Source organism: Streptomyces sp. NPDC087845, assembly GCF_044742755.1.
GTDB lineage: Bacteria > Actinomycetota > Actinomycetes > Streptomycetales > Streptomycetaceae > Streptomyces.
Genome location: NZ_JBIUVC010000013.1, coordinates 205430 through 221198, shown reverse-complemented (window position 1 = coordinate 221198; position 15769 = coordinate 205430). Strand labels below are relative to the sequence as shown.

Genomic DNA, 15769 nt, shown 5'->3' with positions numbered 1-15769 from the left:
GGAACTGAGCTGCCTGCCATGGTCCGAGATACCCAAATCACCTCGTGATCGCCCCAGCGAACAGAGCCATGCGGCTCGGCCAGAACCTCGGAGCAAGCGTCATCCCAACGTCAAGAATCTTCGAACGAGGTCCCGAAATCGATGCCGATGCAGTTACTTCCACCATAAAACCGCAGGTCAAGTCACCTCCAGGATTCGATCTGTCCGCTCGACCCGCTACACGGAGGGAAACAGGTCGAGCGACCCACCCAGGCTGCAAATCCGAAGGTCAGGCACCCTTCTCAGCAGGCTCAAGAATCGCCACACACTCCACGTGATGCGTCATCGGAAACACGTGCGACTCCAAGCCATCAAAGAAAGCGCAGGTCAGACGGGTTCCCGCCCGCTGTACTGGTGTCGTCCCGGGCCTGGAGCGTCAAATAAGCGTCACGGGCGTCTGCCGTACCGCCCCCGAACCAGAGGGTCAGCATCACCACAGCGAAGCCGCACAAGGCAATGACTTGAGCGATGAGTGTAAGCCGGCTTTCCCGCTCACCGACCTCGGGCTGCACTCTGTCTCGTCGTCCTCGATAACTTTGACCGGGTACATGGGTGATTCGTGAGAGGTTGCCCTGCGACCTCCGGCCGCGAATGGGGGCAAACATCCAGTTTGAAGAGCTGACGGCACTGACGCCAGAAGGCGGACCGGCACTGGTCCGGGCCGGGGATACCGCGTTCCGGCCCGTGACGCAGCGCCGTACCGCGGAGTGGGCCGGCCGGGGTGAGGCCGAGCGAATGAAGGCGGAGCTTGTGCGGCTCGATCGCACCGCGCAAGTGACCGGAGTGCGCGAGCCGGCCCCTCTTACCCCGGCTCAGGCTCCGCCCGTTCGCCGGATGCCGGATGCCGGATGCCAATCAAACCTGTCACGGAAGGCGGGCAAGCCGGTCGAGGGCCGTGTCGAGGTCCCTCTCCCCCGCCCTCCTCAGTACAGCCGCGGCCTGCCCCATCGCCTCAGCCGACTCGGCCGTCCTTCCCGCAGCCTTGAGCGCCTTCGCGAGCCACACCAGCGTCCGGGCCTCCCTGCTGCCATAGGTCAGCGACCGGTACAGCACGCGGGCACGCACCAACTCGACGACAGCGGCTTCGGGATCTTCCCGCGCCATCCGGATGCGGCCCAGACTGAAGTGCGCGTGCGCCTGCCCGTTGACATCGCCCGTGTCTGTCAGCAGGGACAGGGCCCGCAAGCAGCACTCGGCCGCCTCCTCGTACTGCCCGAGGTCGTATCGCGCGCTCCCGATGCCGCTCAGTACAGCCGCCTGCCCAAGGACGTCCTGGAGTTCTTCGAAGGCGGGCAGGGCCGCACCGAAGTGATCCAGCGCCTCCCCGGGGGCACCACTCTCCTGGAGCAGAACCCCGAGGGTATGGCGCCCCAGGGCGGCTCCCAGCGTGTCTCCGTCGTCGTCACTGATCCGCACCGCGCCGTTCAGCTCCCGCACGGCAGCCTCGACGTTGCCCAGGGCTCGGTGGGTCCCGGCGAGCATCCGGCGCACCATGGCCACGTCGGCCGGGCCGGACTCCCGTGTCGCCGCGGGGAGAGCGCGATGGAGACCGGCGAGCGCGTCCAGATGACGATCGGACCGCCACTGGAAGGTGACCAGGGTCATCGACAACAACCATGTGTAGCGGTCGAGTCCGTGCCGCTGGGCCAGTCCGACGGCGGCGGTCAGCGTCGAGTACTCCGCCTCGAACCACCTCATCGCCGCCGTCGCGTCGGCCGGGTCCATGACTACGAGTGTGCCGGGCTGGCCGATCGGCAACCGCCGCCCGGGCTCCAGCCGCCGGTCGCAGGCCCACGCCTGGTGCAGCAGGTAATGCAGCACTCGCTTCACTACGCGAATACGCTCGGCTTCGGCCCACTCGCGGGTCAGCGCCTCGGCGTAGACCCGGACCAGATCATGCAGGGCGTACCGCTCGATCGAGGGTTCGAGCGCCAGGCTCATCCCCAGAAGCTCGTCGACCGCATTACTGACGTGAGGACTGTCCTCGGGCTCGATCGCCCGCAGTGCCGCCCAACTGATCGTCGGCCCCGGATGGATCGCCAGCCGTTCGAGCAGTCTTGCCGCCGGCACGGAGAGCTGTCGGCGGGAAGCGTCGAGCGACAGACGTACGCTCAGATCCTCGGAGCCCAGGTCGAGTGAGCGCAGCCGAGTGCTTTCCACTCGCAGTTCGCGCACAATGTCCGGCAATGCCCATGGACGCCGTTTGATGCGCGCGGCCATGATTCCGAGCGCCAGCGGAAGCCCGGAACAATGTTCCACGATGTCGGGCACGAAGGGAGCGGCTGTGCGCATGCGGTCCTCGCCGAGCCGCTTGCCAAGGAGTGCGGCGGCGTCTGCACGATTCAGTGGTTCGAGAGGGATGAGTTCAGCGTGCTCCCGGATCTCCAGCCCGTCCAGGTGGCGGCGGCCGGTGACGATCGTCGCGCTGGCCCCGGCCGGGGGGAGCAGCCGGCGGACGTGCGCCTCGTCCCGCGCGTTGTCCAGGATCAAGAGGACCGAACGGTCCGCGAGCGCGGTGCGGTACGCGGACAGCATGCCGTCCGGCGTCGGCGTGGCCGGGCGCACGCCGAGATCGTTCAAAAGCCGGGCGATGACGTGCTCGTGGCTCAGAAGGCCCTCAGGAGCGACCCCTCCGAGATCAACGTGCAGGATGCCGTCGGCGAAGTACTGGTCGAGCGCCACCGCGACCTCGACGGCGAGCGCGGACTTCCCGACGCCGGGCAGTCCCGACAGGGCGACCAGCCGGGACCGCTCCGGGGATCGCCCCAGAAGAACCTCGGTCATCCGGTCGCGCTGCCGGCGGCGCCCCACCAGCGAGACCGACCCGAGCGGAAGCTGACGGGGCCTCGGCGGGGTCATGGCGCGGAGGGAGACGGCAGTCCCCTGGTCGTACTCACCTGTCGTGCCCGCGAGCAGCAGGTGCGCGGTGGAGCGGCCGCATTCCCGCTCCCACTCTGCCAAAAGCGGCGGAATCTCGACCTCCCTGCCGAGAGTACGCAGTGCGCGCACCTTGAGTTCAAGCAATGCCTCACTCGTCGGCCAGTGCACCAGGGCAGAGTCGACCCGGTCGAGGGCGGCCCGCAGCTGAGCGCACTCCAGTTCCGTCTGGACACAGGCGGTCGTGGCCTCCCGGAGCTCCCCCATCAGTTCATGCCGTCTCCGATCGAAAGCGACCCCTTGCATCCCATCGAAGAGAATCCCGCGCCACTCCCCTGTCGCGTCGCGAAGTGAATCGAGCCGCACCGAGGAGTCGCGTGTGGAGTCCGCCGTCCGCAGTAATCCACGGAAGCGCAGGTAATCAACCTCTTCCGACTTGACATGAACTCCACAAAACCCTCTCTCGTTGCTCTCGGAGCAAATTTCCGGCACAGACTTCCGAAGCTGGTGAAAAGTCTGCCGAATTCGATTCGGGCTCAACGGCTCCTGGGGCCACAGGTAACGCATGATCTCGTCGTGGGACGCGCGAAGGCCGGGCGAGGCAAGGAGAACGACCAGCAGCTCCAAGGCCTTTCGCGACCTCACCCCGACGACCCGGCCCGCCCTGAGGACTGTCACCGGACCCAGTAACCGGAGCTCCATGACGCCTCACCTTCTTCCCGTTCGCGGTGGATCCGCGAGCATCGGAGGAGAAGCATGGCACATCTCGTCGAGCGGCATTTAACGTTCGCCTAACGCTTGCCACTTGGCCGCGACGGGATCGGCCTGACAATCTTCGAGCACCCCGATCCGACTAGTCCGATGGGACGGGAATCACTGGGTCATTTATTCGATCACCTCGAATTGATCTTCGATTGCGAGGGAATCCGACCCAGTAGTCGAACAAGGAACTCAAAGCTAGGAGAAGCTCATGCCCCGAAACCACATCGAACGCCGTACCAACCGGCCCGCCCCGAGGCGCTGCGTCAACGGGACGAACTCCACCCGGCGGCACGACGCCCGTCTGACCTCCGGTGCGGCCTCCGCCACGTGGCACGGCCGCGTATGGAAGCCCGTCCGTCCGGCGGCTGAACTCGCCCGCGAATCGGCGCTGTTCTCCGAATTCGAGTAGAACAGGCCTGCCAAGGCCCGGGGCCGTGACGCCGGAACCGGGCCGGAGGCGGGCTTGAGCGACACCGCCGGAGGCGGGCCCTGGTGAGAGAGCCCCGGCCCGCCTCCGGCCGATGCAACGGGTATGCCGCCGCTCACCCGGGCGGCGGCCCTCCTGGAACCCTTCCCCCGAATCCATCCGAATCCCCCAAATCAGAGGAGAGCCGACCGGTCCGGCGCCTCGCGACGCGGAGCCGGAATCGGCACGCCAGCGGCATCCGGGGCCGGCTTTCGGTCGTCGGGAAGGCTCTCGATCCCCTCGTCGGAACGCTCCGGCGCGATCTCCCCGTCTGTCGCCTCCGCTCCCGGTTCTTCCGCCGCGACGGTGGGAAGGACGTACGCCTGAGCCAGTCCGGCGAGGTGCAGGGGAAGCGGAAGAGAGAGCGCGACCGGATAATCGGGAGCCATGCGCAGTTGGTGCGTCGCGAGAGCGATGGCCTCGGGTTCGTCTGGCGCGGAAGATGACGGCAGCTCCACGTCCCGCTCCGCATGGCAGCCGAGCACGGCGATCTCGACCAGCGTCGGGTTCCAGGCTCCGGTGCCCGCCTGGGAGGTGAGCTTTCCCGCGGCGTTGACCCGGGCGGCAAGCCTGTCGAGTGCCGGTGAGACCGCGAAGGTTCCGGGACGTTCCGTGCTGCTGTAGAACACCCGCGCAGCGATGTCACCGCATTCCCCGCCCCTTGGAGGTACCGCCCAGAACCCCGCCGGCTGGCCATGGGCCTTGCCCGGCTCCGCCAGGCCCCACCACTGAGCCGTCTCATGGCCGGCTCGCCCGCGCACCCGGACCAGGCGGAGTTCGTCGTCGATGCCTCCCGGTGGAGCGTGACCGACCCTGATCGCGTCGGGTTCGATCTGCCCGTCCTGCAGCCAAGGCCAGTGCGACCTGCTGTTCTGCGCATGGGTGATGAGAACGGTCGGGTGATGGCGGAGCGAGTGCAGCATGCGCTGGAGGAAGCGCGCGGTGTCCTTGCGCTGCTCTGACAGATTGGTCCGCCGTGCCTTCGCGGTGATACGCGGCGCGCCGTCGGCGCCGGGCTCGTCCGGAGCGAACGGGTCGATCTCGGCCTTCTTCACCAGCCCGAGCAGGAAGTGCGGATAGGGGATCCAGGTGCGGGTGTCGTCGTCCCATCCACGGACGACGCAGAGTCCACCGCCCTCGGCGAGCGGAGTGACGAGCACGGCGACCGGCAGATGCCTCGGCAGCCGGGTAGGTCCGTCCTTACGCCGCTTGACCATCCAGAGGGCGGCGTACTGAAGACCGTCCGGCAGGTCGCCGCCCAGGGTGTGTTCCGGCAGGACACGTACGCCGAGCTGGCGGAAGCCGTCCAGCCAGGCCTGGTGAGCCCGGTGTTCGACGGTGTCCGCGTTGGCGATCCGCCGTTCTCCAGAGGGCGTGACGACGAACTGGGTCAACACTCCCGCGTCGGCGCACCCGAGGCGCTGGGCGAACTTGGGGTCGGTGTCCGCCTCGCGGAAGGTCGTCCGGTGGCCGATCTCGACCAGGGCGAGGCCGGGACGGCTCGGGTCGGCGCCGTCCGCGCGCAGCCAGCCGCTCAGCTCCCGGCGGCGAACGGTCAGAGCACGGGCCGCTCGCTCTCCCCGGCGTCCGATGGCCGGGTCGAGAACGAGCCCGTCCGCGAGCCCGTCGGTGAGCGGCAGGCAGCGCAGCCGCACCACGAGTTCCGGGCTCCGCCATTCGAGCATCACGGGCCGGCCTGGACGGGCGTCGTCGAAGGCCTGTTCCGACAGGTCGTGCGCTCCGCCGTCGCCGTCGAGGCCCAGCGTCCTGGCGAACTCCCGGACCGCGTGGCGGCGTAGTTCCGCGGTCCGCCAGAGCAGCCGGGCCGTCACATACGTCTGCGCGGCTTCCGGATCGGACGTGAGCCCGGCACGGTCCCCGAGCACCGCGATGGCGCGGCGCCGGGCAAGCGCCGCGCGCGATTCCTCGGCCTTCTTCGCCGGCTCGCCCAACGGCTTGGCACGCCGATTGGCCGGGGCTCCGATGCCCTTTCCGCGTCCGCGCACCAGATCGGGCAGCCGGACCACGCCCGGCGGCAGCGCCGTCTCCGCCCAAGCGGTGAGCTGGGACTTCTGATGGGGCATGAGTCCCGGGCCGACCTCATGCGCGCCCATGTGGTTGCTGTGGACGACGGCGGCCCGGACGCCGGGGCCGTCGCCGATCCAGTCTTCCGGGCTTGCGAGCAGGTGGTCGGGAGCGGGGAACTGTCCGACGACGCTGAGCTGGTGCAAGATGCCGGCCGGGTCGTTCTCGACCCAGGTGAATCCGTTGGAGGCGCGGTCGCGCCGCAGCCGGGCCAGCGCGCCGCGTTTGGTCGCGGGCACCCCCGGCAGCCAGGGGATCTTGGGCCGCAGATACACCGTGGTGGACTGTCCGTACGGCAGCGGCAGCCGTCCGGTGTCGGACCTCGTGTGGGTGGCCCAGCGGCGTACCCCCCAGTGCAGATGCAGCCGCGGCCGTGGGTCGAAGGGGGTGGTGTGCAGCGAGATGTTGAGCGTGATCGAGAACCACCACTCCTTGCGTTTGATGGTGCGGCACAGAGGTTGCGACATGAGCTCCGCGCCTTGGTCCCGGGGGCCTCGGGGCAGCGCCTGGAAGCGCAGTTCACCCCCGTCGAAGGGATAGGGGTCGAGGCCCCGGACGCGGCGGGCGAGCGCGTCGGCGGCGAGTTGGAACTGCCGGGGCTCCGGTGCGGCCGTCCCGCCGTCGGTGAGGTGCGCGCCGAGAAGGTCCATCCCCGGCACGCTCTCCCAGTTCAACGGGGTGCCCGCCAGCTCGTCGCCGCATCGCAGGAGGAGGGCACGCAGCTCCGGGGTGGGCTCGGTTCGCCGGGGCATCAGCGTGCGCAGCCAGGCGTTGAATACCTGACCGCCCGCCCGGCCGGGGAGAGGGTCGGGCGCGTCCGCGGGCACGTACATCCAGAAGTCCTCGGGTGGCAGAGGTCCCTCACCGACGGGAGGGCGGGCCCGCGGCCGCACGATCACTTCGGGAGCGAGTGTCTGCAGCGCGGTGTCCAGGCTCTTGGTGGGCAGGGTCCGCTGCCACTCGGCCTCGGGGCGACCGTGGTTGTGGAGCGCCAGAAGTGGGCTCTGCCAGTGTTCGGGGAAGCGCAGGGCTCGGTAGTCCTGGGTCCATGGTGCGGCGGGGTCGGCGAGGTGGTAGGCGGATCGGCGGATCTCTCGGTACACGGCGATACTCCCTCGGAGGCTGTGTGATGGGGGCCGGTGTCTGTCCGGCGTGGGTCAGCGGTCTCTGGGCGGCGAGGTGTCGATCCCGCACAGCGCGTTGTACAGCGGCCGGTAGAGCAGCCTGACCAGGGATGGATCGGCGGGGTCGGCGCAGGCTCCGGGGTCTTCGGCGAAGTAGGGGGCCAGCACGTCGCGCAGGCGGACCAGCAGGCCGGGATCGTTCTGCCAGCGCGGTCGGCGCTGGTCGGTCGCGCGGCCACCGGCCGCCGCGAGCCGGGGGGCGAACGCGGCGTCGACGAAGACGACTCTGGCGGGAACCCCGCCGCGGACCAGGCGGCCGATCACCTGCCAGAGGGTGACCAGCTGATCCCAGGCGAACGACTCCTTCTCCGGGGCGGACAGCCTGGAGTACATGTAGGAGCGGGAGAGCAGGCGGCGCCACACCCCGCGCGCGGCCGTACGGAAGGCGCTGCCCGCTCCGTCCAGATCCGCCCCGTCGCCGACCAGTCCGGCGAAGGTGCCCTCGGCCAGCCCGGGTTGGTCGCGGACGAACCGCGCCGCCCAGTCGTTGACGGCGAAGACGGAGAGGAAGAGGTCGTCCGGGCGGGGGTGGGGGCGAACGAGGAAGAACACGGTGCCGAACGCGGCCACCCGCTCCTCTCCGGGGCTCTGGAAAGGGGTGAGGATGTTGTGTCCGCGTTCGACCGCGAGCAGGGGCGCGACCAGGATCTGGGCACTCTTGTCGGCCGCGAACTCGGCCAGATCGCCCCGGCGCACGACGGGCGCCGTCGCCGCTCCCGCGGAGCGCGCCTCCGCGGCGAGGGAGGCCTCCAGCGCGGCGTCGTCCGCGGCGAGCACCCGGACGCGTTCCCGCCAGGCGGACATCTCCGAGAGCGTCGCGGCCACCAGCGCGGCCTCCCGGTAGCTGCCCACGAGCAGAAGGGCTCGTCGACGACGCGGATCGGGAATCTGTGCCAGTTCGCGTTGGAGGGGACTACGGGTGCGGTCCCGAGGGGGGCGTGCCAGCTTCTCCACGAGCAGGCGCAGGACTGCCTCTCGCGTCTCCGGGTTCTGCCCGGAGATACGGATGGGCTGCCCGGCGTCGTCGTACATGAACTCGGTGCGGAACAGGGACTCGCCGATCGAGCGCAGTGCCTCCGGCTGTGGTTTGAGCACCGCCTGGACGGGTGCGACCACGTGGGCCCGGGTGGAGGTTCCCGCCCAGCTGGTCCCGGACATGAGCAGGACGTTCGGGCCCGTCGTGCCCCGGTCGGCGTCCGCGCCCAGCCGGGGCAGGGAGAGAAGGAGCTCACGGCCCACCCCGGCGCACCGGAAGAAGCGAAGGGTGCCCGTGCGCCGTCCGTCCCGGCTGTCGCGCTCGTCGAGCAGAAACTGGAAGCCGAGCACATTGCCCATGGGGGACTCGGGCAACAGGGGTGCGTAGTCCAGGGGCGGGCGCCTGGTCAGCTCGTGTTCTCCGGGGTCGAGCCGCAGGGCTGCCTCGACCTGGGGCCAAAGGAAGGTCACCCGGTCGAGCCGCTGGTGCAGGGCCGCGAGTACCAGAGTGAACTCCAGTCTCTCCGCTTGAAGTTCGAGCCACTCCTCGGTGAACTCGGATTCGTTCCGTGGTACCTCGCCGGGAAGCGGTGGTCGCTCGAAGGGCCTGGGCGCACCGTCGAGCAGGGCGTCGAGCAGGGCTCGCACGCGCCCGCGCGTCCGCTTCTCCTGAAGCGTGTGCAGGACGTCGTGGGCCAGCCTCGCCAGGTCGTCGGCGAAGGTGCCGTACGGCCCACGATCACCGAGGGGGTCATCACGGAAGACGTCGAAGACCTTGGTGAGCCGGTCCCGGCGGGCGGCCCAGGGGGTGTCCTCCACAACGGGTGTGGCCTCGGACGGACGGTGCAGGGCCTCCTCGTCGTCGTAGAGTGCGGCCTCGTCCACCGTGTCGTCGTCCTCGACGGCCCGTTGGGGCGGCGGATACCAGGCGTTGAGCAGGCGTTCCTGAAGGGTCCATGGGCTGAAGTAGTCGATCTGGGCCCACTTCCGCAGGGCCGGGGTATCGATGAGCATGGCGTAGAGCCGATCGGCGGCGGAGCCGACGACATCTAGGGCGGCCGACCAACGTTCGACATCCTGATCGGAGAGTTGCAGCCGGCCCTGCCGGGAGAGTTCGCCGATCTCATGGGTCTGGAGCCGGTCGAGCCACGATTCAGGGCCTGTGGTGACCAGCGTGGCCGTGGGGGCGAACATCTGATCGAGCTGCATCTGAACGCGGTCGGCTTCGTCCACGACGATGATGTCGCTGCGCAGGCAGGCGAGTTCCAGATACCGCAGGCGCTCGGCGTTGAGCTGCCGCGGCACGGAAGTCTGGACCAAGCTCGCTGGGTTGGCGACCCAGATGAGCGCGTCCACGAGGTCGCGCGAGGAGGAATAACGGGGGCAGACGCTCCACAGCGAGCAGGCGTGCGGCTTCCCCGGGTCCTCCATTTCCTCGGCATCGACGGGCTCGGGGCCGGCGCCGGCGGCGCCGGCCGGGCGCACGCCCCGGGCGTACCGGAGTTCCCGGGTGACACGGGCGGCGTGCGACCGCGCGTCCTCCTCCTGGTCGGGTTCGTCCGCACGACGGTCCACCGGATACAAGGAGCCGCAGGGCGCGTCGGCGAAGCGCAGTGGCGCGTCGGCCTCCAGGGCACGCAGCGCGTCGAGCGGACAGGCCGTGCTCAAGTGGGCGAAGGCCGGGTCGGTGTGGTCCAGCAGCGAGCGCTTGCCGCGTGCGGCGAGCCGCCGGTGCAGGCGCTGGGTGTGCTTGGGCCGGGTGGTGGCGCCCTGGACGAGCGCCGCCCGCAGACCGAGCCCCTGGAGAAGCTGGGTCTGGCTGAGCTGCTCGGCGACATCGCCGACCACCAGGGTGGTGCGCAGATTCCGCTGGTGCGCCCAGACCGCGAGCAGGATCATGAGGGTCGACTTCCCGGCGCCGACCATGCCCACCAGGTGCGTCAGCCCGTCCAAGGTGAGCGCCTCTGCCTTCTCGAAGTCCGTTCCGTCCGCCGTACGGACGTCCAGTTCGAGGCTGGCCAGCCGCTCACACCATTGGCCGGACGGCCTCCCGAGCTGGAGCTCCCGCGCCTCCATCCACCTCGCGGTGTCCTCGAGTTCGGCAAGGGGAACCTCGATGGGGCCGCCGGGGCCGGGGCGGGGAGCGACGAGGTCGTGCCCCAGCGGGGGATCGAACACGAACTCCGGGGGGATGGTGACGGAGGAATAACGGCGCTGCTCCTTGAAACGATGGGCCCCCTCCCCCGCGTACGGAAGCGGGTTCGTCGCGAAGCCCGGGACCCGTCCGAGCGCGTTGTCGTAGACATCGAAGCGGTGAGCGGCCACCGGGTGCGCGACCCGGCGTGCGGGTCCGCCACCGGCCGGAACCCGGTAGCCGCGCAGCTGCTCGGGAAGCTGCTGGTAGCTTTCCAGGCTCTGTCGCCACAGGCGCCGTCGTCTCATGGGCCACAGGAGGTGGCGGGCCGCCGTCAGGGCGAGCTGGTCTTCGGGGGTTCTCGCCAGTCCGGCGGCGGAGGCGAAGGGGTAGCCGCCGAGGAGGACCCAGACTCCGTCCGCCGCCCGTCCGGGCTCCAGCGTCTCCAGCAGTCGCAGGCCCAGTTCGACCTGGCAGAGCAGAGCGGGTTTGATGCCGCGGTACTCCGTGGGCCAGGGCCTCAGGTCCTTGGCCAGCCCCTGGTACCAGTCGCTGCGGTCACGCACGATCCGTCCCCTTCCTCCTGTGCGGCTCCGGTGCAATGCGCGCGTCCGGGCCTCGTTCGCCGCGCAGGCGCTTCCGGGCGGCCTCGACTACTTGGTCGTCGGTGAGCAGGCGCAGCCCGGCCGCGTGCGCGGGGCGCTCCCGGGCGAAGGTCTCCAGGTAGTCGCCGCGCTCGCGGACCCGGAATTGCGGCACGGCCCAGCACGCCTCGTCGTACGGCGGCTCGGGCCGTACGGTGCCGGCGGCACGGCCCAGAAACCCCGGGTGGGTCCAGTCCTTCACGTCGATCGCCCAGATGTGGCCGTCGGGAAAGGTGATCCTCAGGTCGTACGCGTCGTAGCCGGGCCACATCTCGACGGCGAGGCCGAGACGGCGCAGCTTCCTCTCCAGATCCACCTCGGCGTGTCCTGGCCCGGTGACGAACTGCCGGAGCGGGCGCCGGAGCTGCCACAGTCCCCCCACTTCATCGGCGGGCAGTCGCCGGCCGGGGGGAGGAGGGCCGAGGCGCCGGCAGTGTTCGCGTTCGCACCACCAGCCGCCGTCGACCAAGGGGACGAGCAGCGTGAGGCAGCGGTCGCAAGCGAGGCCGACGCCGTCCCTGCCATGGCCCGCCGGCACAGGCGCGTAGACCTCGTCGACAAGGAACTGGACCGGTTCGAGGTAGAGGTCCGTGCTGACGTCGGGCCACTCCGCCTCGGTCAGCACGGGCCGGGTGACCAGCAGCCGCCGGAACGCCGTGTACGACTCGGGCACGTTCGCCGCGCGGCAGGCGTTCATGGCTTCGCCGATCACCAGCTGGGCGTACTGGCGGCCGGTACTGTTCCCGAACCCTTTGACCTCGAGCTCGCCGCAGAGCTGTGTCGGCCTCCCGGAGTGCGGGTCGATGAGCCGGTTGTCCCCCCTGAAGAGATCCAGAGGCAGCGCGTCGAGGGGCCAGCTCCGCAAGGGGCGGGTCCGGCACCAGCCGATCATCTCCGGCACCCCCGTCGGCGGCTGCGCCCCGCTGCGCAGACAGGCGAGGACCAGTCGGTCCAAGGCGCGCTGAGCGTCAGGAGGGTACGGAAGAGCGAAGGAGTCCAGTCGGCCGACCTCGTCCAGCCGCGCGACGGCCGTGGCGACGTCGCGGAGCAGGACCACGTCGGGGTTCTCCAGCCAGTCCGGAATCGTCCCGGCATCATCACTCACGCCGGCTCGACCGATCCCGGCGCGGCGTCGGGGACGGAGGCCGGCGGGGAGGCGGAGACGTACGCGGTGCCGGGGGCACACCAGGTACGCACTTGGCAGGTGCGACAGTGGCGACCGGTGCGAGGCTCGTACGAGGTGTCCCGGAGCAGAGGCTCGGCGAGATCCGCGATCACCTCATGGGCTTCCGCCACCGTCGCGGGGCGGCTGGGATCGATGGCTTCGAGGCGACTTTCCCCCGCGCCCTCCCGCAAATGCTCCAGCTCGACACGGCCGCGGCGCGCCCCTTCGCCCACGGCACCCTTGTCGAACAGCAGCACAGCCAAGGCAAGTTGAGGGAAGGCCCGCAGCAGCGGGCGGCCTTCCCACAGGGGTGCGGCGGCGGTCTTGGTCTCCCGCCAGATCCACCGCCCCCGCCGGGTGTGGAGCAGGTCCGGCACGGCGAGGACGACGACGTCCAGCTCGGGGATGTACGCCGTGACCCGGTGCTGCGGCAGCACCTTCTCGTCCTGAGTCAGCCCGTCCAGCGGGCAGAGCGCCCGGTGTTCATCCAGCATCCGCAGGGCGCTCAGGGCCAGCGGTTCCTCCAGCGAGTGCCCCGGGGGCAGCATGCCCTCGTGCGCCTGGGGAAGTTCCCGGCAGCCGCCGGGGAGAGGCCGCTCGTGCCGCGCGTTCAGCACGGCGTCCACCACCCGCCCCCGGCGCGCCCCGGGGTTCTCGGGAGTCAGGTCGTTGAGATACAGCCGGCGCACGAGGTGGTACTGGGCGGGACAGTCTCCATGAAGTCGCAGGTCCCAGGCGGAGATGGAGCGGCGCCTGGCACGGAACGGCGCGGCGCCCCGAAACGGCCCCCACAGGTGCGGAGTGCGCGGCAGCTCGGCACAGTGCCCGATGACCTTGCAGTCGACACAACTGGCGCCTGGGCGTACTCCGGTGCCGGTGGCGGCGGCGACAAAGGCGGGTGCGGCATCCCGCCCGAACCGCTCGCGCACGGTATCCGGCCCCCAGTCGAGCAGGGGGGTGACACTGCCGTCCGCACAGCCGAAGTCGAAGACCCGCACCCGCTCCGGTGGCGTGGGGTTCACCAGGGAGGTCTCCGGCGGGCGAGCCTGACGGGCACGCCTCCGGGCGGGCAGGCCCTGTGCGACGACATAGGCGATCGCGGCCTTCTCCGCCGCCGGACGGTCGGGCTTCGCACGGCCGAAGGAGGGGATCCACAGATCCCTCACCGCGCCGTCCGCAGAAGCGTACTGGCGGCCCCAGGTCTTGTGCTCGTACTGCCGGGCGCCCCGGCCGTCAGGGTGCTCCCGGAGCGCGGTGCGCGCGGTCCAGTCCAGCCGTACCGGGACGGTGGGGGGCAACCCCGCGGCCTGCGCGGCGTGTTGCTCCCGCGTACGGGCGGCGACATACCGTTCGAACGCCTGGATGGTCCACGCGATGAGGGAGGGGTGCGCGGGTGCGCTGCGCCCACGGAACGCGCCAGATGTCTGGCGCAATTCCTCGACTACCCGCCCGGGTTGCCAGCGCTCGTGCTCCCATAGGTCCAGCGCGGCGAACAGGGGGCCGGCGCCGAAGTCCTCCAGGAGCTTGGGCCGTTCACCCATGAGGGGTATAAGCGGCGCTCCGGCGGCATCCGGGGCCTCCGCGCCGAGCAGGGGCCGGACCGCGGTGCGCAGATGAGACGGACAGGCATGGGGGTCGGTCCGGGCGTGGGTGGTGCTGACCTTGACCAGCCAGCTCTCACCGGTGGTTCCGGGCGGATTCTCCATGGTTCCCCCTGTTCAGGGCGGCACGGACGGGGTGACACCGAGGAACACGGGCCACCGGAGCACTCGAATAGTGTGACACAGTTTGTGAACTAAGTCGTTGGATGTCATCCACTACATCTGATACACGGTACGCTGCGCCTTCAGACGGGGCATTCTGGTCTACTACAGAGGGGCGCAGAGAGTGGAAGCGGACTGGGAGGACGTACGGGCGGGGGAGTTGATCGGCGAGTGCTACGAGCTGGTCGATCCGGCCGGCAAGGGAGCAATGGCCCAGATCTGGCGGGCCCGCGACCGGACGACCGGTCGACAGGTCGCCGTGAAGTTTCTGCGGCTGGATCCCGAGGATCTCCTTCAGCTCGACGCCCGGGACCGGGAGGAGGAACTCCACTTTCGGCGCCTCAGGTTCTATCGCGAGGCACAACTCCTCGCCCGCCTGCGACACCCCAACATCCCCGAGCAGTACACCTTCGGAACACATCACGGTGTCCCCTACCTGGTCATGTCCTACGTGGTGGGGATCAATCTGCGCGCCTTCCTGAACCAGTACGCACCGCTCGCACCCCTCGTCGCCACCTCCGCCGCCGCGCAGATCGCCGCCGCCTTCGTCCACGCCCATGAGCTCCGTGTGCTCCACCGAGATCTGAAGCCGGATAACGCGATGATCTCCGAGCGGGGCGTGGGGGTCTTGATCGATTTCGGCATCGGCAAAGAGCTCGGAATCGAGTCCACCCTTACCCAGCCGGGTTCCACCCTTGGCACACTGGGCTACCAGGCGCCGGAGCAGATCCAGGGCGAAGAGGCCACCGCGGCTTGGGACGTCTACTCGTTCTGCTGTGTCTTCTACGAACTCCTCACCGGAAGGCCCCCGTTCGTGGCCAATGAACGGGACGGATCGGTGGGGCGCCAGCATCTGCGCAACATGCCGTTGCGCCCGGGCGATCTGGCGGCGGGAATCCCCGACGCCTTGGACAAGCTGGTACTCCGGGGGCTCTCCAAAGAGCCGGAACAGCGCCCGACCATGAGGGAAATCCTCGACGTCCTGGTCGAGTTCACCCCCAGGCCCGGCGACCCCGAGCCCCTGCCACAGATCCTGCACGACCCCACACGCCCCTTCCGGTGCCCCGAGACGACCGTGGACCCGGACGAGTCACCCCAGCAGGAGCCCACCTGGAGCACCGAGGAGGACGAGCAGGCGGGATGGCTGGACCCGGACGCGATCGCGCTGCTCTGCACGGCGGCCGAGCGGGAGTTGACGGAGGGAGGACCCGGGGGCGCGGTAAGTGAACTCGCCGGGCTCACTTACCGCGTTCGCGAGGAGTGGGGACGCCGCCCGCTGGTCCGGAAGGTCTGGGAACTGACCGCCGGGGGGCTCTGGCTCGCGGGAGACTTCGATTCCGCCGCGCAGCGGTACCAGAGCATCGCGGACGAGCTGCTACCCGGAAAAGGCCCTCAGGAGCGGGCCGACCGGACGGTGTTCGGTCTGCGCGCCGCCCGGTGCCGGCTGGAGTCCGACGGAAACATCGCAGCGGCCGTCGACGTGGTCACCGAGGCCGGTTACCTGGCGGCGTCGCTGCCCGAACCGTACGCCAGTCAGTTGGAGACGGAACGCCGCGAGGTGGCGGACCGCATCTCCGAACTGCTCGCCGAGCGGGACGGCGGGTCGGACTCCAGCACGGCGCCCGAGCGGGAATGACATCACTGGGCCGGGCCGGATCCGGACCACCCGACCTGG

The 15769-nt window shown here is 69.9% G+C and carries 7 protein-coding genes; 2 read left to right on the top strand and 5 right to left on the bottom strand.

What is annotated here, in order from left to right; genetic code table 11:
* Positions 1 to 903 precede the first annotated feature (903 nt).
* Positions 904 to 3543 carry a BTAD domain-containing putative transcriptional regulator gene (locus ACIOMQ_RS29995; RefSeq protein ID WP_401263569.1) on the bottom strand — a complete coding sequence of 880 codons (2640 nt, stop codon included), beginning with the start codon at positions 3541 to 3543 and terminating at the stop codon, positions 904 to 906.
* 343 nt (positions 3544 to 3886) lie between these two features.
* Here ACIOMQ_RS29995 and ACIOMQ_RS29990 point away from each other — a divergent pair, with 343 nt between their 5' ends.
* Complete coding sequence (locus ACIOMQ_RS29990; RefSeq protein WP_383214987.1) at positions 3887 to 4087, top strand: hypothetical protein; 201 nt, start codon at positions 3887 to 3889, stop codon at positions 4085 to 4087.
* A 191-nt stretch (positions 4088 to 4278) separates the two neighbouring features.
* Here ACIOMQ_RS29990 and ACIOMQ_RS29985 read toward each other — a convergent pair whose 3' ends face one another.
* Genes ACIOMQ_RS29985 through ACIOMQ_RS29970 form a run of 4 tightly spaced genes read right to left on the bottom strand, consistent with a single transcriptional unit; the run spans position 4279 to position 14037 of the window.
* Entirely contained in the window at positions 4279 to 7332 is a 3054-nt protein-coding gene (locus ACIOMQ_RS29985) for a pPIWI_RE module domain-containing protein (RefSeq protein ID WP_401263568.1), read from the bottom strand.
* A gap of 54 nt (positions 7333 to 7386) precedes the next feature.
* Positions 7387 to 11088 (bottom strand): hypothetical protein, encoded by a 3702-nt coding sequence (locus ACIOMQ_RS29980; protein ID WP_402191134.1) that lies wholly within the window; start codon positions 11086 to 11088, stop codon positions 7387 to 7389.
* Entirely contained in the window at positions 11081 to 12271 is a 1191-nt protein-coding gene (locus tag ACIOMQ_RS29975) for a hypothetical protein (protein ID WP_401263566.1), read from the bottom strand. The genes ACIOMQ_RS29980 and ACIOMQ_RS29975 overlap by 8 nt, the downstream gene beginning before the upstream one ends.
* On the bottom strand, positions 12268 to 14037 hold the full coding sequence (locus tag ACIOMQ_RS29970) for a PD-(D/E)XK nuclease family protein (protein WP_401263565.1): 1770 nt from the start codon (positions 14035 to 14037) through the stop codon (positions 12268 to 12270). The genes ACIOMQ_RS29975 and ACIOMQ_RS29970 overlap by 4 nt, the downstream gene beginning before the upstream one ends.
* Before the next feature lie 181 nt (positions 14038 to 14218).
* Between ACIOMQ_RS29970 and ACIOMQ_RS29965 the strand changes: the two genes are divergently transcribed.
* Positions 14219 to 15730: a serine/threonine-protein kinase gene (locus tag ACIOMQ_RS29965; protein WP_402191131.1), complete on the top strand. Its 1512-nt coding sequence runs from the start codon at positions 14219 to 14221 to the stop codon at positions 15728 to 15730.
* Positions 15731 to 15769: the final 39 nt, after the last annotated feature.